This window comes from Mammaliicoccus sp. J-M41, assembly GCF_022385935.1.
Lineage (GTDB): Bacteria > Bacillota > Bacilli > Staphylococcales > Staphylococcaceae > Mammaliicoccus > Mammaliicoccus sciuri_A.
The window spans coordinates 49,894-70,156 of the sequence record NZ_JAJNIR010000006.1 but is presented as its reverse complement, the minus strand read 5'-3'; the positions used below and the strand labels follow the sequence as shown (position 1 = coordinate 70,156).

At 33.0% G+C, this 20,263-nt stretch carries 21 protein-coding genes and 1 other annotated feature; of the genes, 9 read left to right on the top strand and 12 right to left on the bottom strand.

Translation table 11 applies throughout. The features are described from left to right. The first annotated feature begins 80 nt into the window (after nucleotides 1–80). Together LQ686_RS03930 and coaA are read left to right on the top strand one after the other, a co-directional pair. A complete protein-coding gene (locus tag LQ686_RS03930; RefSeq protein WP_103360504.1) occupies nucleotides 81–902 on the top strand; it encodes a YqiA/YcfP family alpha/beta fold hydrolase in 822 nt (273 codons plus the stop codon). A gap of 115 nt (nucleotides 903–1,017) precedes the next feature. Further along, nucleotides 1,018–1,920 carry a type I pantothenate kinase gene (coaA, locus tag LQ686_RS03925; protein WP_037589445.1) on the top strand — a complete coding sequence of 301 codons (903 nt, stop codon included), beginning with the start codon at nucleotides 1,018–1,020 and terminating at the stop codon, nucleotides 1,918–1,920. Between the two features lie 67 nt (nucleotides 1,921–1,987). Here coaA and LQ686_RS03920 read toward each other — a convergent pair whose 3' ends face one another. Genes LQ686_RS03920 through LQ686_RS03905 form a run of 4 tightly spaced genes read right to left on the bottom strand, consistent with a single transcriptional unit; the run spans nucleotide 1,988 to nucleotide 4,917 of the window. Then, complete coding sequence (locus tag LQ686_RS03920) at nucleotides 1,988–2,878, bottom strand: PhzF family phenazine biosynthesis protein (RefSeq protein WP_103360503.1); 891 nt, start codon at nucleotides 2,876–2,878, stop codon at nucleotides 1,988–1,990. Between the two features lie 23 nt (nucleotides 2,879–2,901). Next, nucleotides 2,902–3,606 carry a class I SAM-dependent methyltransferase gene (locus LQ686_RS03915; protein ID WP_103360502.1) on the bottom strand — a complete coding sequence of 235 codons (705 nt, stop codon included), beginning with the start codon at nucleotides 3,604–3,606 and terminating at the stop codon, nucleotides 2,902–2,904. A gap of 58 nt (nucleotides 3,607–3,664) precedes the next feature. Beyond that, complete coding sequence (locus LQ686_RS03910) at nucleotides 3,665–4,069, bottom strand: nucleoside 2-deoxyribosyltransferase (RefSeq protein WP_158258982.1); 405 nt, start codon at nucleotides 4,067–4,069, stop codon at nucleotides 3,665–3,667. Between the two features lie 2 nt (nucleotides 4,070–4,071). Then, a complete protein-coding gene (locus tag LQ686_RS03905) occupies nucleotides 4,072–4,917 on the bottom strand; it encodes a DUF2785 domain-containing protein (RefSeq protein ID WP_103360500.1) in 846 nt (281 codons plus the stop codon). A gap of 134 nt (nucleotides 4,918–5,051) precedes the next feature. On the opposite strand from LQ686_RS03905, the gene LQ686_RS03900 reads away from it, so the two are divergent. Together LQ686_RS03900 and LQ686_RS03895 are read left to right on the top strand one after the other, a co-directional pair. Continuing rightward, nucleotides 5,052–5,585 carry a hypothetical protein gene (locus LQ686_RS03900; protein ID WP_107573042.1) on the top strand — a complete coding sequence of 178 codons (534 nt, stop codon included), beginning with the start codon at nucleotides 5,052–5,054 and terminating at the stop codon, nucleotides 5,583–5,585. 324 nt (nucleotides 5,586–5,909) lie between these two features. Further along, nucleotides 5,910–6,053 (top strand): hypothetical protein, encoded by a 144-nt coding sequence (locus LQ686_RS03895; protein WP_158011154.1) that lies wholly within the window; start codon nucleotides 5,910–5,912, stop codon nucleotides 6,051–6,053. A 581-nt stretch (nucleotides 6,054–6,634) separates the two neighbouring features. On the opposite strand, the gene rpsR is transcribed toward LQ686_RS03895, so the two are convergent. The 7 genes from rpsR to LQ686_RS03860 all read right to left on the bottom strand — a co-directional run bounded on the left by rpsR (nucleotide 6,635) and on the right by LQ686_RS03860 (nucleotide 11,014). After that, a complete protein-coding gene (rpsR, locus tag LQ686_RS03890; RefSeq protein ID WP_025906198.1) occupies nucleotides 6,635–6,877 on the bottom strand; it encodes a 30S ribosomal protein S18 in 243 nt (80 codons plus the stop codon). Between the two features lie 59 nt (nucleotides 6,878–6,936). After that, the gene (ssb, locus tag LQ686_RS03885) at nucleotides 6,937–7,464 is read right to left on the bottom strand and encodes a single-stranded DNA-binding protein (protein ID WP_025906200.1); all 528 of its coding nucleotides are present in this window, start codon (nucleotides 7,462–7,464) and stop codon (nucleotides 6,937–6,939) included. 27 nt (nucleotides 7,465–7,491) lie between these two features. Next, nucleotides 7,492–7,785, bottom strand: a complete 294-nt coding sequence (gene rpsF / locus LQ686_RS03880; protein ID WP_025906202.1) for a 30S ribosomal protein S6 — start codon at nucleotides 7,783–7,785, stop codon at nucleotides 7,492–7,494. A 171-nt stretch (nucleotides 7,786–7,956) separates the two neighbouring features. Beyond that, nucleotides 7,957–9,057 carry a redox-regulated ATPase YchF gene (ychF, locus tag LQ686_RS03875; RefSeq protein ID WP_103360498.1) on the bottom strand — a complete coding sequence of 367 codons (1,101 nt, stop codon included), beginning with the start codon at nucleotides 9,055–9,057 and terminating at the stop codon, nucleotides 7,957–7,959. A 3-nt stretch (nucleotides 9,058–9,060) separates the two neighbouring features. After that, nucleotides 9,061–9,258 (bottom strand): DUF951 domain-containing protein, encoded by a 198-nt coding sequence (locus LQ686_RS03870; RefSeq protein WP_025906204.1) that lies wholly within the window; start codon nucleotides 9,256–9,258, stop codon nucleotides 9,061–9,063. Nucleotides 9,259–9,281: 23 nt separating this feature from the next. Next, nucleotides 9,282–10,166 (bottom strand): mechanosensitive ion channel family protein, encoded by an 885-nt coding sequence (locus LQ686_RS03865; protein ID WP_078099956.1) that lies wholly within the window; start codon nucleotides 10,164–10,166, stop codon nucleotides 9,282–9,284. 11 nt (nucleotides 10,167–10,177) lie between these two features. Beyond that, nucleotides 10,178–11,014 (bottom strand): ParB/RepB/Spo0J family partition protein, encoded by an 837-nt coding sequence (locus LQ686_RS03860; protein WP_107596388.1) that lies wholly within the window; start codon nucleotides 11,012–11,014, stop codon nucleotides 10,178–10,180. A 180-nt stretch (nucleotides 11,015–11,194) separates the two neighbouring features. After that, nucleotides 11,195–11,505: a binding site (T-box leader), on the top strand. 77 nt (nucleotides 11,506–11,582) lie between these two features. Here LQ686_RS03860 and LQ686_RS03855 point away from each other — a divergent pair. The 5 genes from LQ686_RS03855 to LQ686_RS03835 are packed head-to-tail and all read left to right on the top strand — an operon-like array spanning nucleotide 11,583 to nucleotide 18,656. Continuing rightward, nucleotides 11,583–12,689: a PLP-dependent transferase gene (locus tag LQ686_RS03855; RefSeq protein ID WP_037589454.1), complete on the top strand. Its 1,107-nt coding sequence runs from the start codon at nucleotides 11,583–11,585 to the stop codon at nucleotides 12,687–12,689. After that, a complete protein-coding gene (gene metC, locus LQ686_RS03850) occupies nucleotides 12,686–13,858 on the top strand; it encodes a cystathionine beta-lyase MetC (RefSeq protein WP_037589456.1) in 1,173 nt (390 codons plus the stop codon). The genes LQ686_RS03855 and metC overlap by 4 nt, the downstream gene beginning before the upstream one ends. Further along, entirely contained in the window at nucleotides 13,815–15,653 is a 1,839-nt protein-coding gene (locus LQ686_RS03845; protein WP_107572664.1) for a bifunctional homocysteine S-methyltransferase/methylenetetrahydrofolate reductase, read from the top strand. The genes metC and LQ686_RS03845 overlap by 44 nt, the downstream gene beginning before the upstream one ends. After that, nucleotides 15,647–17,896, top strand: a complete 2,250-nt coding sequence (gene metE / locus LQ686_RS03840) for a 5-methyltetrahydropteroyltriglutamate--homocysteine S-methyltransferase (RefSeq protein WP_107572665.1) — start codon at nucleotides 15,647–15,649, stop codon at nucleotides 17,894–17,896. The genes LQ686_RS03845 and metE overlap by 7 nt, the downstream gene beginning before the upstream one ends. Before the next feature lie 16 nt (nucleotides 17,897–17,912). Beyond that, complete coding sequence (locus tag LQ686_RS03835; RefSeq protein ID WP_025906211.1) at nucleotides 17,913–18,656, top strand: cyclase family protein; 744 nt, start codon at nucleotides 17,913–17,915, stop codon at nucleotides 18,654–18,656. A 110-nt stretch (nucleotides 18,657–18,766) separates the two neighbouring features. Here LQ686_RS03835 and LQ686_RS03830 read toward each other — a convergent pair whose 3' ends face one another. Next, nucleotides 18,767–20,221: a carbon starvation CstA family protein gene (locus tag LQ686_RS03830; RefSeq protein WP_025906212.1), complete on the bottom strand. Its 1,455-nt coding sequence runs from the start codon at nucleotides 20,219–20,221 to the stop codon at nucleotides 18,767–18,769. Between the last annotated feature and the right edge of the window lie 42 nt (nucleotides 20,222–20,263).

Genomic DNA, 20,263 nt, shown 5'->3' with positions numbered 1-20,263 from the left:
AATTGCTAGAGTACTTTGTTATATTGAATTTTATATTAAGTATTTGTAATGAATATTAACCATTAGGAGTGTTTCACATCATGGAAACATTAAATTACGAAGATTTGAACAACGACCTTTTATGGGCGCATAATCATCAAGTTGTGAAAATCATGAAAGATGATTTAGACATCTATATCAAATTAAATCTTAAAGAAGATAATCATAAATTAGTTGTATTTTCGAATGGCGCGATTGATCCGTCTAAAAGTAAACCGCCTGTCTTTATGAGAAGTAAATGGCATGAAGATTTCAATGCGAATTGTCTTTATATAGATGACAGAACTGTTCATTATAAACAATTACGTATAGGTTGGGGTGTTGGAAGAGAAGAACGTCATTTCTTAAAAGACTATTCTGAGATTGCGCAACAAGTCACGCAAGCACTTCAAATAGAACCTCAAAATGTCGTCTATTGTGGTTCATCTGCAGGTGGCTTTATGTCTATGTATTTAGCAACATTACATAAAGGCACGACTGCTGTAGTGAACAATCCACAATGTTACGTAGATCGCTACGATAAAGTGAACGTTGAAAAACTATACAACAAAATATTTCCCAATCGTTCACGTGATTACATCAAAAAACAATACGCACTTAGACTATCGATCACAAGCTTATTCCGCAAACAAAAATATGTACCTAAAATTTACTACATACAAAACAGATTATGTGAGACTGATATGACTAGACATTTCGATCCATTTTGTAGTTTCTTAGATAAATACGAAATAAACAGTTCAAACATAAAGTTCATATTATACAACAATAAAAAGCTCGGACATAACCCTATATCAAGAGAAGCAACCGTAAACTTTGTAAACCAAGTCCTTGAAGACAAACTTGTCATAGCAGAATTTTAAATGTCTTACCTTATATAAGAATTTTTCAAAATTAATAAAGCACTTTCATGACTATTTATGTTACCCTATACGAGTACTGTAAAAAGTGAAAAATTCTTAAGTAAAGGAACTCATTATGAAATTCACAAAAGAAGAATGGCAAAACACAAATTTTAAATTAGATATGGATACAAGTCATTTAAATTTAGAAGAAATTATCAGTTTAAATGATAACTTAACAAATTCAGAAATTAATGAACTCTATTTGCCACTCATTAATTTTTTGACAAACAAAGTTAAGTTCCATAAAGATTATTCATCTAACATTAACAACAAATTACATAACAAAAATAACACACCACCTTTTATTATCGGAATATCAGGAGGGGTTTCTGTAGGGAAAAGTACTGTCTCAAGACTGCTTTTAAACTTACTACAAGAATATAACGCGGACTGGAAAGTTGATTTGATTACGACTGATGGTTATATCATGCCTAAACAAGAACTCATCGATAAAGACTTACTTTCTAAAAAAGGTTTTCCTGAAAGTTATGATACAAAAACATTGATCAGTCACTTAAAACAAATTAAGAACAACGAGCCTAACATTCCAACATACACGTATTCACATATCACATACGACCGTCTTAAAGACCAATATCACAACATAAACTGTCCGGACATTCTTATTATAGAAGGCGTGAACATCTTCCAAGTAAGTCCACATGAAGAAGAACTCGTTAGTGATTATATTGATTACAAAATATATTTACACACAACAATAGAAAATATGAAGAAATGGTATCTCAACCGCTTCTTACTACTTCAAGAAGAAGCCTTCCAAAAACCAGACTCACATTTCTATAAATATCGAGACATCCCAAAAGACGAAGCCTTAAAAATAGCAACAGATTTATGGGACAATATTAACGAAGTCAATTTAATCAAAAACATCTTGCCAACTAAAAACAGAGCAGATCTCGTACTATATAAAAATCACGACCATGTTATAGAAAAACTGAAATTTAATAAATTTTAAGTTATACATTAAACCCTCTCTAGTCCTTGTCTAGAGAGGGTTTTTAGTATCCTGGCAGTCTAAAGAATTACAATTCTATTATTAATTCTTTAACATATACTGCACTACCTGTAATCTCAATATTAAGCTGATTGTTTATATTATTGACATGCACATACACTTGTCCATCTTTTCCTATTTCTTGTCCTTGTTCTACGATTAGTTCAAGTGGATATTTAGCAGATGTATTTATATATTGAGCATAGTATGCGCCCATTACGCCAGAAGCTGTTCCTGTAACTGCATCTTCAGTTGTCCCTGAAAATGGTGAGGAAAAATGTCTTGCATGCATATGTAAGTCTTCATTGTAAGTTTCCATACAGAATGGATGAATTGAAGTTTTGGGTCTTTCTTTTAATATTTCTGGAAATAATTCATTTTGAGGAGACATTCTTTTACATACTTCTAGATTCCTAACAGGTACTAATAATGTCCATGTTCCTGTACTGCCATAAACAATCGGATATTCTGTTACAATATCTTTCTCATCAATTCCAATAGCATGAGCCAAATCTGCCCTCGATCCATTGAACACTTCAAATTGAGGACTAGCTTGTTGCATGGTTATATAAATATTATCATTTTCAATATTTAAAGTAATTGGTAAGATACCTGCATTCGTCTCTATTGTAAATTCCTTCTTATCCTCTAACAATCCATGTTGTTTCATTGCTGCGATTGTTCCAATAGTAGCATGTCCACACAAATCCACTTCGTGGCCAGGTGTAAAATACCGTATCCTAAAATCAGCACGGTTTGATTTTAAAGGGAATGCTGTTTCATTAAATCCAATTTGTTTCGCAACTTCTTGCATATCTTCATCTGTTAATCCTTCACTATCTAATACCACACCAGCAGGATTTCCTTTATTCGCTTCTAAACTAAATGCATCATAATGATATACACTAACCGATTTCATGAAACATCATCCTTTATTTATATTTACTGAATTTGTATCTTCAAAAATGAGTTCGCGTTAACCTGAAATTCATAAGGTACTTTTATTTCACTTGTTTTATAGCCATTATCTTTTAATAATTTTATAATTTCATCTAAATTTTTATATCTTTTCCCTCCCATATCAACTAATGGAAAAATACGAATCTCTTCTTTTGTAACTCTAATCATTTCTTTAATTGTTTGAATATGAAAGTCGATATCAAATACATCAGCATATAAAAATAAAAAATGAGCTGATAACAATACATCAAACGCATTATTATTATATGGTAATTGTGGCATTTCTACTGGACAATATTTATCTTGGTTATTTTTCATATCTTTTACACAAGTTTCTAAAGCTTTTTTTCTGTGAAATTCCAAATCATCTAGGTCTTTAAAAAAGGTCCAATTATAATTCAATTTAGAATGTTCCATTTTATTAATCATATGTTTAATATCATTAATACCTTTTTCATACAAAATATCATCATTAAAATAATATGCTAAATCACAAGCTTCAACATCTATATCATATTTCCTTGCAGTTGCACTAAAAGAGCATGCACCAGCAGGACAATCTAAGATCCTCTTACCTTCTAAATATTCTAGGGATAAATTGAACATGTTCAAGTATTCTTCATATGTACGGCCAATAAAAATGATGTGATCTATATCTAATTTTCTTTGGCGATTTAAATTATTCATAAAATCCTCCTTTTTCATAACTAAGACCAATGGTAACATAGTTTCAAAAAGAGTTATATTACAATAATAACTTCGCTATACCTACAACTTCTTCATATACATTAACCCTATCAAGTTGCTTTCGATAAACATTTTCCAGGAAATAAAATGTAGCTGCATTATCAGCTTCGAATATGTTTTCATTTTGTGCTAATAATAGAATAGGTTTATTATGTCCTATCGCAATACCTATTTCTGTATGTGTCCCCTTACCTCCAGGCAATATAGCTAAAAGTATATCTGAATTTTTCACTGCATCCGCTTCAGATTGACCAATTTTTCTTAAGTCCTCTTTATTAATTGCTTTATCATTCAGCGTCCAATTATAAGTATTTTGTAAGCCGTGTTGTTCTAAGTTCTCTATAAGTTTGTTTACAATATTCTTATTTCCAAAACTACCTGCTACATAAAACTTTATTCCCATTTTTATTCTCCTTGTTGTGTTAATTCTAAGCATAACTTTTTAAAGATTTCTTCTATTTTATCTTGAGATACCTGATATTTTTGATTAAATTTTAGTCTAAAATACAATGTCTTCAAGAAATCTTTTATATTTTTTCGTATTCTAAAATAACTTAAATATGCCTCTTCAGATTGATTTAAATCTGTTTCATTAACTGTCACGAATAGCTCGCTTACCCAATTACTCAATTCTTGATCTGTAAGTCCTTTTTCAAGTAATGCTTCAATGATAAATGCTTGTCGCTCATCTTCATCATCTATATAGCAAGATAAATCAGTATTTAACTGATAAAGTTTTTTAGCGACAACATTTAATATCACTTTATTACAGTCACCTGTATAATTTTTAGATCTAACACAAGTTGCAAGTAAATCTGATCCATGCGCAACACTATGCATCCATCCTTTCCCTTGTACATATCCTCTAACATCAGATTCCTTATCCATGTAATCAATCGCTAAGTTTATAATCTTCTCATAAATATCCTGAGGTAACTGATTATGCTCTTCTAAATATTCAATAATGATTCCGATAATAAGTGCACTGAAACTTCTATCCAGCACAAGATGTTCAGTATCACTTTCGTCAACACTTCTTAAAACAAATTCACAATCCTCAAGTAACTGTAGCAGTTGATGGTTATCCAGTTTACCGCTTATAATAAAACGCGCAATTAAATCAAAATTATCTTCACGAATATTGGCAGTAGGATTTCCAATATTGGACATCATTAATTTAAATTCTTCGTCTGTTACTTGTTGATCTGGAAATTTATTTTTATATCTTTCAATTATTTCTTCGATTGTCATTAAGAACACACCCTTTAGACTCTATTACACATTATTATATTGTATTTTTACAATGAATGAAATGAGACATATTTATTTCAATTGCATAGTATAATAAACTATACATACTAACCTTACATTTTTGGAGTGATTTTATGGAAATATTTCAAGAGTTTAAAAAGCAATTTATTAAATTTTTAAATAGCGATAACCGAATAGTGTTAACGAAAGGTATGTTTCATGAGATAAAATTATTATCCATTTTAGCTGCAATAGAAACTCAATCCCAATATTCAAAAGGAACATTAAATGCTCATTCTAAAGAAGTTTTCAAAGATCTGACAGAACAAGGCATGCTTACAAAAGAGATACCACTAAACACAACTTTCACATTAAATGATTTATCATTACAGTTAAATTTATATACCGCAAATACCCCTAACTTTGGCGAATTTGCAATATATTATCCAGTGAATCCAAAAACAATAAAAGGAAAAAACATTGAAATATTAGTTAATCATATAAAAGATAATCCCGCTTCAAAAGTATTTATTATTACAGCAAATGACTGGGAGTTTAATAGCAAAGTGTCTAAAACATTAGAGGAAATGTCCGACATAGTTGTAGGAGAAGATTTAAAACAAGGAATTCATGAAATATTTAATTCTGGTTTCAATAATGGTAATTAAAGTTCATCAATAATATTAATAATTATCTAAATATAGATTAAAATTATATTCAAATAGCGGTACATATCTGCGGAGTGTACTTGAGGTTGACTGTTACTGACGGTCGCCTCTTTTTTTATAATCAGTGTTCTAGAATCATTCATTCTCCACGAAAAAATTGCGAAATTTTTATAAAACTAAACATAAAATGATTGACTAATTACGTCAAGAACAATTAACATTATGTATAAGGAATGAGGCATGTGCCTCCAAGAGATACCTTTTATCTCTTGTTTATTATGAAAGAACAATAGTTCTTTCCGTTTTAAGAGGTTGACCGAGAGGTTGCCTCTTTTTTTATCTTACAATGAATCATACTTAGTATACACTACAGGTATTGGGGAAGATGTTATACTTGATTATATTGATATTATAAACAATAAGAAAGATGCACCTGATAGCTTTCAAAACGCAGTAAAAATCAATTAATTTATTGGAGCTTTTTTTATGTATAGAAAAACAAATTTATTCATCGTATTTCTCATTTTATTATTATCTATAATAACGACGTTCTTGGATCAAAAGGCATCTTTTTTTAATAATTTATCGTCTTTGCTATTTTTACAATTTATTTTCTCTATTTCAGTAAACATATTTTTACTAAAATACATCTTTGACTTTGAATTTATTAGAAGATTATTAGATAAAATAAACATTCTTTTCCAATACTTTATTTATACAATAATTTTATTTCTGGCTATGTTTATGATTATGTCTATTGATTTAACAAATATTAATTTATTAAATCTAATCTTTAGTTTATTATTCTTGTTTGTATTTAGCTTTTTAACTCAATTATTAATTTGTGAAACAATATCTAAAGTATATATAAGAAATAAGACGTCTATTTACTTCAGCGCACTAGCAATGTTTATACTATTTATGCTTTTAATAATTCCAAATTATTTACAATAATATCGTTGTTATTATAAATAACAACTTTTCTATAATTCTAAACACAAAAAAACCCTCTAGCCTGATTGCTAGAGGGTTATATTATACGCTAATTCTTATTGTTCTTCTTTAACGTATGGTAATAAAGCCATGTGACGTGAACGTTTGATAGCTACAGTAAGCATACGTTGGTATTTTGCTGAAGTACCTGTTACACGACGTGGTAAGATTTTACCTCTTTCTGAGATAAACTTTTTAAGTAAATCTGTATCTTTGTAGTCGATATGTGTAATACCGTTTGCTGTGAAGTAACAAACTTTTTTACGACGACGACCACCTCTTCTTGGTCCACCTGCCATGATTGTGTTCCTCCCTTCTCGTTAAATGTTTATCAATTTATATTCGTTTCAATCAACTATTAGAACGGCAAATCATCATCACTGATATCAATTGGGCCATTAGCGTTTGCAAATGGATTACTTGATTGTTGATTATTTGACTGTTGATTTGAAGGTGCTTTTTGTCCTTGTTGTTGGTTACCACCAAAGTCTTGTCCATAATTTTGGAATTCGTTATTATTTTGGTTATATGATTGATTATCATTACCAGATTGACGTTGATTTGCGCCTTTTGGTTCAAGGAATTGAACACTGTCACAAACAACTTCAGTTACATAAACACGACGACCTTCTTGGTTCTCGTAGCTACGAGATTGTAGACGACCTTCAACTCCTGCCAGACTACCTTTAGATAAGTAATTGTTTACATTCTCTGCGGGACGTCTAAATACAACACAGTTGATAAAGTCAGCTTCTCTTTCACCTTGCTGATTCGTATAAGTACGATTAATAGCTAAAGTAAAAGTAGCAACTTGAACGCCTGAGGGTGTTACTCTGTATTCCGGATCTTTAGTTAATCGACCGACTAATACAACACGATTAATCATTTAATCTCCCCCATTTTATAAGTTAAATTATTTTTCTTCTTCGCGTACTACGATGTGACGAATGATATCATCAGAGATTTTTGCTAAACGATCAAATTCACTGATAGCTTCGTCATTTTCAGACTTAACTCTAACGATGTTGTAGAAACCTTCTGTGAAGTCTTGGATTTCATAAGCTAAACGACGTTTACCCCAATCCTTTTCTTCGATGATTTCTGAACCGTTTGAAGATAAGATTCCTTTAAAACGCTCAACGACAGCTTTTCTAGCTTCGTCTTCGATATTTGGACGTACTACGTACATTACTTCATATGTTCTCATCAATTTACACCTCCTTGTGGTCTATGCGGCCTAATAACTCAGTATTAAGCAAGGAATAATTTTCATTACTCACAATCAAGAATTATAGCATAGAGTATTACTTTTTACAATCTTTTTCTCATTGATATCAAAGAAAAAGCCAATAGTGCATAAACACTACTGGCCTTTATCTTACACATTAAATCTAAAGTGTACAACGTCTCCGTCTTTCATTAGGTATTCTTTACCTTCTAATCTTACTTTACCCGCTTCTTTAGCACCGTTCATGCCGTTATTTGCTAATAAATCATCATAACTTACGGTTTCTGCTCTTATAAAGCCTCTTTCGAAGTCTGTATGGATGATACCGGCACATTGTGGTGCTGTCATGCCTTCTTTAAATGTCCAAGCTCTTACTTCTTGTTCACCTGCTGTAAAGTATGTTGCTAATCCTAATAAGTTATATGATGCGCGGATTAATTTGTCTAATCCTGCTTCTTCTACGCCTAAATCTTCTAAGAACATTTCGCGGTCTTCGTCATCTAATGTTGCTAATTCTTCTTCGATTTTTGCTGAAATAACGATAACTTGTGAACCTTCGTTACTTGCATATTCTTCGATTTTTTGTACGTATTCGTTATCTTCTGGGTTTGCTACTTCGTCTTCTGCTACGTTTGCTACATATAACATTGGTTTAGAAGTGAGTAAGCTTAAATGTTTCACGATTGCTTTTTCTTCTGGTGTGAATTCTAAACTTCTTACTGGATTATTGTTTTCTAATGTTTCTTTAATTTTTGCTAATACTTTTTCTTCTGCTACGGCATCTTTATCTTTTTGTTTTGCCATTTTTGCTACTCTTTCATAGCGTTTTTCAACTGATTCTAAGTCTGCTAATACTAATTCCATATTAATAACTTCGATATCATCTATTGGATCTACTTTTCCTGATACGTGTGTAACATTTTCATCAACAAATGCACGTACGACTTGGCAAATCGCATCTACTTCACGGATATGTGATAAGAATTTATTTCCTAATCCTTCACCTTTAGATGCACCTTTAACAATACCTGCAATATCTGTAAATTCGAATGCTGTTGGTACAGTTTTCTTAGGTTTTACTAATTTCGTTAATTCTTGTAAACGATGGTCTGGTACTTCTACAATCCCTACATTAGGGTCGATTGTTGCGAAAGGATAGTTCGCTGCAAGTGCTCCTGCTTTCGTAATTGCGTTAAATAATGTTGATTTACCTACGTTTGGTAATCCTACTATGCCAGCTGTTAATGCCATATTTTATTCACCTTGTCCTTTTACTAATATTTTTTTAATTTTTTTATTAAACTCTTGTCTTGGTAGCATGATACTACGAGAACATTCTTCACATTTTATTCTAACATCTGCACCGAGTCTGATAATTTTAAATCTATTATACCCACATGCGTGTTGTTTTTTCATTTCAACGATATCATTTAACTCATATGATTTGATCATATTTTTGCCTCCCGATTAGATGATTATTGAATGTTATTTGGATTATAAGAAACCATTGTTGGAATTGGCGCTTGAATACCTTCTTTATCAAAGAATGATTTCACTTCTCTTCTTAAGATTCTAGCACCTGATGCATGTTCATTTGGTTCTGTTTCCCCTGCTATTTTAATCGTTGCTTCCCCTGCTGTCACAGTTTCTACACCTAAAATTTCAGGATCTTTAATGAAAATTTCATATCTTTCTTTAACTGTTGGTAAAAATTCATTTAACTTATTTTCAACTTCATCTAAATCTTCTTTAATAGATACAGGTATTTCTACGATAGCCATACCGTTGTGAATTGAGAAGTTTACGATCTCATTCATTGTACCATTAGGAAGAATCGTTAAATCACCAGCAAATGATAAAATTCTTGTAGATCTCATTCCTATTGATTGTACAGTACCTTCCGCAACAGTGGTACCTGTTGTATTAATTTTTACATAGTCGCCAACATCAAATTGATTTTCGAAAATAATAAAGAAGCCCGTAATGACATCTTTTACTAAAGTTTGTGCACCGAAACCAATTGCTAAGCCTACCACACCGGCACCAGCGATAATACTTTCAACTCTTATGCCTAAATTGCTTAAAATGGTTGTCGCAACTATAAACCATACGACATAGGAAATAACATTTTGTAGTAAGTTAACCATTGTTTTAGCGCGCTTGTTAGACTTCCCTACCCTCTTAGTTCCGTATTTCGTTGTAAAGAATTTCTCTACGACTTTATGAAGGACTTTAATAATGACGTAAGCTAATACAATGTAGAATATGCCAATTAATATTTGTTCTATCCACTTCTGCCAATTTTCTGGATCCATAAACGGGTCTATCAATTTATGGATGATGTTCATAATCTTATTCACTTTTACACCTCTTATTCATCTAGCAATAATTCTAATATTCTCTTATATTCATCTTCAGAATTAAATTCAAGAGAAATTTTACCTGCTTTTTTAGTCTTAGAAATATCAATATTTGTTCCAAATTTTTCTTTTAATCGATATTCATGTTTAACTAAGAAATTAGGTTTCGGTTGTTTCGTTTTCTTTTTCTTGTCTTGGCCTTGAGCATTTAACTGTTTAATATATTCTTCTAATGCTCTAACACTCATATGTTCTTTTACAACTTTTTTAGCCACTTGATCTAATTGATGTTTCTTATCTAAACCAAGTAATGTTCTACCATGTGCACTCGATATTTTTTCTTCGTTGATTAATTTTTTTACACTTGGTGGTAAGTTCAGCAACCTTAAAACATTTGCAATGTATGATCTTGATTTCCCTAATCTATCTGCTACGTCTTGTTGTTTTAAGTTCAGTTCTTCCATCATCGTTGCATAACTTTTTGCTTCTTCTAGAGGTTTTAAATTTTCACGTTGAAGATTCTCTATAATAGCAAGTTCTAACATTTCTTCATCGGTTAAATTTTTTATGATTGCCGGTACTGAATCTTTGTTAGCTAATTGACTTGCTCTAAATCTTCTTTCACCTACAACGATGTCGTAACCCTTTATCGTTTCTCTTACGACGATAGGTTGTAACACACCATGCTGTGAAATCGACTGCGTTAAATCTCTCAAAGCTTCTTCATCAAAATAATCTCTCGGTTGATACGGATTCCTTCTTAATTTTTCTAAAGGAAGTGCAACAATTTTATCATGACTATGGTTATAAGAAATCTTATCTGTTAAGGCTTGATTTCTTTCTTTCATTTCATCACCACGTTATTTATTCTCGTATGTTTCACGTAAAACATCCAAATTAGATTATAACAATTTTGAAAGATATATGCACAAAAGAAAAGTTGAGCGATAAATTAAAATATTCAGAAAAGTTGTTGACAAAAAAATATACGCATAGTATTGTGTAATATATCAACAACGAAAACAAATAAAATCACGATAAAAAGGAAAGTAAATCTTACACTGCAATCATCAGAGAGTTCCCATTTGCTGAAAGGGAACATTGAAAGAAAGATTGAAAATGGCCTTGGAGTGGTGGCATCGATATTGAGGTGTCAACGGGATCGCCCGTTATAGCGATACAGTATTAAAGTCTCTTTAGCGATGATGGCGTACTGGAATTTGTTCACCAATTTTACTGCCATTATATCTTCTTGTAAGAGACTCGTACTTATAGAGGTAATGTCAGTAATGTCATTGCGAACAAAGGTGGTACCGCGAGCTAAGCTTTCGTCCTTTACATCCGATTTATTTCGGGTTTAAAGGACGGAAGCTTTTTTTATTTTTATTTTTTAATTCATTAGGGAGGAAGGCTATTATGAAATCTACTCAACTCGCTCAAATTTCATTAACTAAAGACCATACCGGGGCAACTACAAACCCAATTTATCTTTCAACAGCCTATCAACATGAAAAATTAGGGTGTTCAACCGGCTTTGATTATACAAGAACGAAAAATCCAACTCGCTCAAACTTTGAAGAGGCATTTGCCAAACTTGAAGGTGGTAAATACTCATTTGCAACTTCAAGCGGTATGGCTAGTATCCAATTAGTTTGTAACTTATTTAAACCAAATGATGAAATCTTAGTGTCATTCGACTTATATGGCGGCACATTTAGACTATTTGAATTTTACGAAAAACAATACAACATCAAATTCAAGTACATTGATTTTTCAAATATTGATGAAGTAAACGCATCGATTAATGAACATACACGCGCATTCTTTATTGAACCCATTTCAAATCCGTTAATGTTCTCAGTAGACTTAAATCCTTTATATGAAATTGCACAAGCAAGAAATATATTAACGATTATCGATAACACATTCTTAACACCATACTTATCAACACCATTAAAAGATGGTGCTGACATCGTCTTACATTCTGCTACAAAGTACATAAGTGGTCATAATGATGTGTTAGCAGGCATTGTCACTGTATCAGATGATTACTTAGGTGAAGTACTTGGCCAATTTCATAATATGATCGGTGCAACACTCTCACCATTCGATAGTTATTTATTACTGAGAGGCTTAAAGACATTACATTTACGACTTGACCGTTCTACTGAAAATGCTCAAAAGTTAGCACAATCACTACAATCTGTTGAAAGCATTGATGAAGTCCTTTACTCAGGTCAAACCGGAATGTTAAGTATCCGTTTAAACAATGCATATAGCGTTGATAGCTTCTTACAAAATATTAAATTATGTATATTTGCTGAAAGTCTTGGCGGGACTGAAACATTTATCACATTCCCATATACACAAACACATGTAGATATGGCAGATGAAGAAAAAGATAAACGCGGTATAGATGAATATTTACTCCGTTTATCTATTGGAATAGAAGATTATGAAGATATTTACGAAGACATACTACAAGCCTTAAAAAATTCAAGAAAAGAAGGAGTGTCAATATGAGCTATTCAAAAGAAACGTCTTTAATATTGGATTCCACTAGAGGTAACGAACACTTATCAAGCAATCAACCATTATATTATTCATCCACTTATCATCAAGAAACTTTAGGTGGCAATCAAGAATTTGATTATGCACGCAGTGGTAACCCTAATAGAAAGTTACTTGAAGAAAAGTTAGCAGATTTAGAAGGCGGTAATTATGGATTTGCATTTAGTTCAGGAATTGCTGCAATAACAGCTGTCTTCTTAACATTGAAACCTGGAGACCACGTGATTCTTCCAGATGATGTTTACGGTGGAACGTTCAGACTAACAGAGCAAATTCTTAAGAAATTCGAAATAGAATTTACAACTGTCGATCAAACAGACTTACAAAATATCAAAGAAGCTGTTCAAGAAAATACGAAACTGATCTATGTTGAAACACCTTCTAACCCACTCTTTAAAGTGACAGATATTGATGGTGTTAGCCAAATTGCACGTAAACACGACGCACTATTAGCTGTCGATAATACATTTATGACACCGTTAGGACAATCACCATTGAAACTAGGTGCTGACATCGTCGTTCATTCAGCTACAAAATTCTTAGGCGGTCACAGTGACCTCATAGCTGGCGCAGTAGTTGTGAATGATCCAGAACTTAAAAATGAAATTTATCTTATTCAGAATGGTACAGGTTCAGGATTAAGCGTTTATGATTCTTGGACACTTGCTAAACATTTAAAGACATTACCAATTAGATTTAAACAATCTGTTTATAATACAGAACAAATTTATAGATATTTAATCGATAATGAAGCAATTGAAACAGTCTATTATCCAATCACAAATGACACACATTTAAGACAAGCTAAAAATGGCGGTGCCGTGCTCGGATTCAGACTTAAAGATGAATCAAAAGCACAAGCATTTGTTGACCATCTTAATATCCCACTTGTATCTGTAAGCTTAGGTGGTGTAGAAACGATTCTTTCTCACCCAGCTACAATGAGTCACGCAGCCATCCCTGAAGAAGTGAGAGCTGAACGTGGTATCACTAACGGATTATTTAGATTGTCAGTCGGCTTAGAAGATGTCAAAGAATTGATCACAGATATCGATTGGGCATTAAAGGAGGCTACATATGAGTCTAAAAGAAGCGTTAAAGAACCAAATTTTAGTAGCTGACGGAGCAATTGGAACCATCCTCTACTCTGAAGGATTGGATACTTGTCCAGAAAGTTATAATTTGACACACCCTAACAAGATAGAACAAATTCACCGTTCTTATATTGAAGCTGGTGCAGATATTATTCAAACAAACACGTACGGTGCAAATTTTGAGAAGCTTCAAGATTTTAATTTAGAACATCGCGTAAAAGAAATTCATCGTGAAGCTGTTCAAATCGCTAAAAGAGCGAGCAACGATCATACGTTTATTCTAGGTACGGTAGGCGGTTTTCGTAATATCAAAAAGAGTAACTTATCAATTGAAGCCATTCAATATCACACAGAGATTCAAATTGAAACACTTGTTAATGAAGGTGTAGATGGTATTTTATTTGAAACATACTACGATTTAGAAGAATTACTTGCTGTCTTAAAAGATACAAAAGCAAGATACGACATTCCGATTATTGCTCAACTAACAGCTAGTAACACAAATTATTTGAGAAATGGCACACCTATACCAGATGCATTAGAAACATTAGTAAAAGCCGGTGCAGATGTCGTTGGTTTAAATTGTCATCACGGTCCATACCATATGATTAAGACATTTAAACATATTGACTTACCTGATCATGCTTACCTTTCATGTTATCCAAATGCAAGTTTGCTGGATTTAGAAGACAACGACTTGAAATACAATAACAACTCAGATTACTTTTCAGATGCAGCTAAAGAGCTCGTTAACCAAGGCGTAAGATTAATAGGTGGATGTTGTGGTACAACACCAGAACATATTAAAAAAATAAAGAATGTCGTCAAAGATTTAAAGCCTATCAAGCACAAAAATGTTATACCAATCGAAACAAAACAGTACAAAAGGCAAAATAAAGAAGAACCTAGTATTAAAGAGCTTGTTCAACAAAGACCAACCGTCATTGTTGAATTAGATACACCTAAACATTTAGATACGAATAAATTTTTCGATGGGATACAAGCACTTGAAGATGCAGGTGTAGATGCGGTCACACTTGCTGACAATTCACTAGCGAGCGTGAGGATTTCTAACATTGCCGCAGCAAGTATCATTAAACAAAAGTATAAAATTAGACCACTCGTACACTTAGCTTGCCGTGATAGAAACTTAATCGGCTTGCAATCTCACCTAATGGGACTTTCGTTACTTGGCATTAATGACATATTAACGATTACGGGTGACCCTTCTAAAGTGGGGAATTTCCCAGGCGCAACAAGTGTATTCGACGTTAATTCTAGCGGATTAGCTGAAATCATTACTCAGTTCAATCAAGGTATAAACGCCGATGGAGATACATTGAGAAGCAATACCAACTTCTCTGTTGCAGGTGCATTCAATCCAAATGTAAGACGACTAGAACCAGCAGTCAAAAGATTAGAAAAAAAGATTGAATCTGGCATGGAATACTTTATTACACAACCGATTTATGAACCTGAAAAAGTTAAAGAAATATATGAAGCAACTAAACATATAGACGCCCCGATTTTCATTGGTATTATGCCAATTACGAATTACAATAACGCACTCTTCTTACACAACGAAGTACCTGGTATTAAACTATCAGATACAGTGCTAAACGCCTTTGAAAAAGTCAAAGACGACAGAGATGCAACAAGAGAACTCAGTATTAATTTGAGTAAACAATTGATTGATGCAGTACACCAATATTTTAATGGCCTGTACTTAGTTACACCATTTTTAAAATATGATTTAACAGTTGAATTAGCAAATTATTCAAAACTAAAAACTGGAACACAAACCAAGGAGGCAATATTATGACAATTAAAACATCAAATTTAGGATTCCCAAGACTAGGTAAGAAAAGAGAATGGAAAAAAGCCATCGAAAGTTACTGGGCTAAAAAAATAGATAAAGCCGAATTAGATCAAACGTTGCAGGATTTACACAAAGAAATTTTAACAATTCAGAAAGACCATCACGTTGATCATATCCCTACTGGTGATTTCTCACTATATGATCACGTGTTAGATACATCATTACTATTTAACATCATTCCAGAACGTTTCCAAGGACGTCCTGTAGATGACGATTTATTATTCGATATTGCACGTGGTAACAAAGATCATGTTGCAAGTGCGTTAATCAAATGGTTCAACACAAACTATCACTACATCGTACCTGAATGGGACAACGTGTCACCTCAATTAAATAACAATGTATTACTTGAGAAATTCAATTTCTCTAAAGAAGTTGGTGTAACATCTCACCCAGTTATTCTTGGTCCTGTTACCTACGTAGCATTATCTAAAGGTGGAGACCAAAGTTTCGATGAAAAAGTAAGAACACTTTTACCATTATATAAAGAAGTATTCGAGCAATTAACTGAAGCAGGCGCTGAATACATCCAAGTAGATGAGCCAATTCTCGTAACAGACGGTGCAGCTGATCTTCAAGATATTACGAAAGAAGCATATGAATTCTTTAACGAAGCGGCACCTACTGCGAAACTTGTCTTACAAACATATTTCGAACGTGTAGATTTAAACTTTGTTGGTCAATTACCAGTCTATGGATTCGGTTTAGACTTTGTACATGACAATGGATTTAACTTACAACAAATCAAAGATGGCTTATTCCCTAAAGAAAAAGCTTTATTCGCTGGTATCGTTGATGGTAGAAACGTTTGGTCTACTAATATTGAAGAGAAGAAAGCTTTAATCGAAACATTACAATCTTATACAGATGAATTAGTGATTCAACCATCTTCTTCATTATTACATGTACCAGTTACTTTAGAAGAAGAAACATTAGACGACTCAGTTCGTGAAGGCTTAAGCTTTGCGACTGAAAAATTAGACGAACTATATGCTTTAAAACAATTATTTAACGAAAATGATGACACTTTATATAACGAATTAAAAGCACAATATGAACGCTTTGAAAGTCAGTCATTCAAACAATTAGAATATGACTATGATTCAGTTAAATCAGAACGTACTACACCATTTAAAGAAAGAAAAGTCTTACAAGATCAAGTATTAAATTTACCAGACTTACCAACAACAACGATTGGTTCATTCCCTCAATCAAGAGAAGTACGTAAATACCGTGCTGATTGGAAAAACAATCGTATTTCAGATGAAAAATACGAAGAGTTCGTACAAAATGAAATTAAACGTTGGATTGAAATTCAAGAAGAAATTGGATTAGACGTATTAGTACACGGTGAATTTGAACGTAATGACATGGTTGAATTCTTCGGTGAAAAGCTAAACGGATTCTTAGTAACTAAGTTTGGTTGGGTTCAATCATATGGTTCTCGTGCCGTTAAGCCACCAATCATTTACGGAGATGTTAAATGGACAGCACCATTAACAGTTAAAGAGACATTATATGCTCAAAGTTTAACTGACAAACCTGTTAAAGGTATGCTTACAGGTCCAGTTACGATCTTAAACTGGTCATTCGAACGTGTAGATATCCCACGTAGCGAAGTTCAAGATCAAATCGCATTAGCAATTAATGAAGAAGTTCTAGCACTTGAAGAAGCGGGTATTAAAGTCATCCAAGTAGACGAACCTGCATTGCGCGAAGGCTTACCATTACGTTCTGAATACCATGAAGATTATTTGAATAAAGCTGTACATTCATTCAGATTATCAACTTCTTCAGTACAAGATTCAACACAAATTCATACACATATGTGCTACTCACAATTTGGTCAAATCATCCATGCGATCAAATCATTAGATGCTGATGTTATCTCAATCGAAACTTCAAGAAGTCATGGTGACTTAATCAAAGACTTTGAAGATATCACATATGACTTAGGTATTGGTTTAGGTGTATATGATATTCATAGCCCTCGTATACCTACAGAAGAAGAAATTACAATCGCAATCGATAGAGCACTTCAAGAAATTGACCGTTCTCTATTCTGGGTAAACCCTGACTGCGGATTGAAGACAAGACAAGAAGAAGAAGTAAAACAAGCTTTAACTGTATTAGTTAATTCAGTAGAAAAATTACGTCAAGACAATACAGTTAAACAACCTAACTAATAAATGAGGTGATGTTATGTCATATCCATTATGGAACACGCTAAATCAACTGAAAGAATATAAATGGGTAGATTTAACGCATACATTTGATTCAGAATCTCCACATTTTTCAGCTTTTGAAAATGCAGAAACAAAAACATTGTATAAAGTTAAAGACGACGGTTTCTTTGCCCAATCATGGCAATTTCCTACACAATATGGCACGCATATAGATGCACCGATACATTTTGTAGAGCATAAACGATATCTTCATGAACTCGGTTTACAAGAAACAGTCTTACCTTTAATCGTGTTAGATTTTTCAAAAGAAGTAGCCCAAGATTCAGATTTCAGACTAACTAAAGAACACATCCTTCAATGGGAATCTGAAAATGGACCAATTGAAAGTGGAACGTTTGTCGCATTTAGAAGTGACTGGTCAAAGAAATGGCCAGATAAAGAGCAATTTGAGAACAAAGACAAAGATGGTCATGAACATCTCCCAGGATGGTCATTAGACGCACTTAAATACTTGTTTGAAGAGAGAAAGATCAAGTCAATCGGACATGAAACATTTGATACTGATGCTTCAGTAGACATCCGTAAAAACAATGACATTGTCGGTGAACGATACGTACTTGGTTTAGATACTTTTCAAATAGAACTGTTAACCGGATTAGATGAACTACCGACACGTGGTTCAGTTATATTAGCCATTAGCCCTAAACCTAAAAATGCACCCGGATTCCCTGTCCGAGCATTTGCTATTACCCCTAAATAATAGCACTGCCATATGATATTTTTGAGCGAGTATCGTATGGCAGACTACCTTCCCTATATTAAATATATAAAAAGCACCTTTCGATGGAGATCGAAAGGTGCTTTTACTGTTTAATATTTAGATACGGGTGATCCTCCGATTTGATAATCTATTTCTATCGCATTTTCACTATTTTTACGATATAAATAATAGAAATACATAGACCATAAAATCGTCAAACCAGCTGATAACCAATAACTAAGCGATAAATCCATCCCAAATCCTATTGGTTGGCTTAATATATATGTGAATATATTCCACGTCATGAATAAAGCAGGTATTAAAGCGACATAGAAATTCTTTTTAGATAGTAATAAATACATAGCGCCTATCCATAGAGCGATAACAGCTGTTGTTTGGTTTGCCCATGAGAAGTATCTCCATAGTATTGTGAAGTCTACTCTCGTTAAAATAAAACTAATAACAAACATCGGTATCGCAATTGCGAAGCGATTCATTACTTTCTTCTGACCGAAATTAAAGTAGTCAGCCAAAATCATTCTCGCACTTCTAAATGAAGTATCACCACTTGTTATTGGTAATACAATAACACCTAATATCGCTAATGTTCCAAATACAGAACCTAATAACATAGTAGATGCCTCACTCACTACAAGCGCCGCTTCACCTTTCGCTAACACTTCTTGTAGACCACCATAGCCACCAAATAAACTCATAGCAGCTGCAGCCCAAATCATCGCAATAATACCTTCAGCAATCATCATGCCGTAAAATATTTTACGACCATTTTTCTCATTATTCGTCGTTCTAGAAATAATCGGCGATTGTGTCGCATGGAAACCAGATAAAGCACCACAAGTAATCGTAAAGAATAATAAAGGAAAAATAGGCGCCGAATCAGGATGCATATTTTTCAATGTTAGTTCAGGAATTTCTGCACCAGTCATAATTAATCGTACAAAGATGCCTACTGCAGAAATCATCAAGATGAAACCAAATATCGGATAAACTTTACCAATAATTTTGTCGATAGGTAACACTGTAGATAAGAAATAATATAAGAAAATAACAAAGACAATAATACCTAAAGCCACTCTACCATCCATTAAAGAATGTAATAGTAATGCCGGACTGGTAACAAATACCGTACCTGTTAACAATAATAGTAATAGTGTAAAGACGTTCACGAGATGTCTCATCACATTACCTAAGAACTTACCAGCTAATTCAGGTAAATGAGCACCCTTATTACGTATAGAAATCATACCTGTTAAATAATCATGAACAGCACCAGCAAATATAGACCCTAATACTATCCAAATAAACGCAACAGGTCCATATAAAGCACCCATAATCGGTCCAAATATCGGTCCAACACCTGCAATATTTAACAATTGAATCAATGAGTTCTTATTTGTCGACATCGGAACAAAATCAATATTATCCCTTTGATCATGAGCAGGCGTCGGACGTTCATCCTTAACACCAAACATTTTTTCAATATACTTGCCATATGTAAAATAACCTATAACTAATAAAACGATAGAAACTAAAAATGTAATCATTAAAATCCCCCTTTTTAAATGAAAACGTTTACAGAAAAGTAT

Bases quoted from the DNA above. Each gene is read 5' to 3' on its own strand.
- LQ686_RS03910 (WP_158258982.1), bottom strand. From the start codon at position 4,069: ATGGGAATAAAGTTTTATGTAGCAGGTAGTTTTGGAAATAAGAATATT.
- metC (WP_037589456.1), top strand. From the start codon at position 12,686: ATGAGCTATTCAAAAGAAACGTCTTTAATATTGGATTCCACTAGAGGT.
- LQ686_RS03835 (WP_025906211.1), top strand. From the start codon at position 17,913: ATGTCATATCCATTATGGAACACGCTAAATCAACTGAAAGAATATAAA.
- ychF (WP_103360498.1), bottom strand. From the start codon at position 9,057: ATGGCATTAACAGCTGGCATAGTAGGATTACCAAACGTAGGTAAATCA.
- LQ686_RS03930 (WP_103360504.1), top strand. From the start codon at position 81: ATGGAAACATTAAATTACGAAGATTTGAACAACGACCTTTTATGGGCG.
- LQ686_RS03900 (WP_107573042.1), top strand. From the start codon at position 5,052: ATGGAAATATTTCAAGAGTTTAAAAAGCAATTTATTAAATTTTTAAAT.
- rpsF (WP_025906202.1), bottom strand. From the start codon at position 7,785: ATGAGAACATATGAAGTAATGTACGTAGTACGTCCAAATATCGAAGAC.
- LQ686_RS03870 (WP_025906204.1), bottom strand. From the start codon at position 9,258: ATGATCAAATCATATGAGTTAAATGATATCGTTGAAATGAAAAAACAA.
- LQ686_RS03915 (WP_103360502.1), bottom strand. From the start codon at position 3,606: ATGAATAATTTAAATCGCCAAAGAAAATTAGATATAGATCACATCATT.
- LQ686_RS03855 (WP_037589454.1), top strand. From the start codon at position 11,583: ATGAAATCTACTCAACTCGCTCAAATTTCATTAACTAAAGACCATACC.
- LQ686_RS03860 (WP_107596388.1), bottom strand. From the start codon at position 11,014: ATGAAAGAAAGAAATCAAGCCTTAACAGATAAGATTTCTTATAACCAT.
- coaA (WP_037589445.1), top strand. From the start codon at position 1,018: ATGAAATTCACAAAAGAAGAATGGCAAAACACAAATTTTAAATTAGAT.
- LQ686_RS03920 (WP_103360503.1), bottom strand. From the start codon at position 2,878: ATGAAATCGGTTAGTGTATATCATTATGATGCATTTAGTTTAGAAGCG.
- ssb (WP_025906200.1), bottom strand. From the start codon at position 7,464: ATGATTAATCGTGTTGTATTAGTCGGTCGATTAACTAAAGATCCGGAA.
- LQ686_RS03830 (WP_025906212.1), bottom strand. From the start codon at position 20,221: ATGATTACATTTTTAGTTTCTATCGTTTTATTAGTTATAGGTTATTTT.
- rpsR (WP_025906198.1), bottom strand. From the start codon at position 6,877: ATGGCAGGTGGACCAAGAAGAGGTGGTCGTCGTCGTAAAAAAGTTTGT.
- LQ686_RS03845 (WP_107572664.1), top strand. From the start codon at position 13,815: ATGAGTCTAAAAGAAGCGTTAAAGAACCAAATTTTAGTAGCTGACGGA.
- LQ686_RS03905 (WP_103360500.1), bottom strand. From the start codon at position 4,917: ATGACAATCGAAGAAATAATTGAAAGATATAAAAATAAATTTCCAGAT.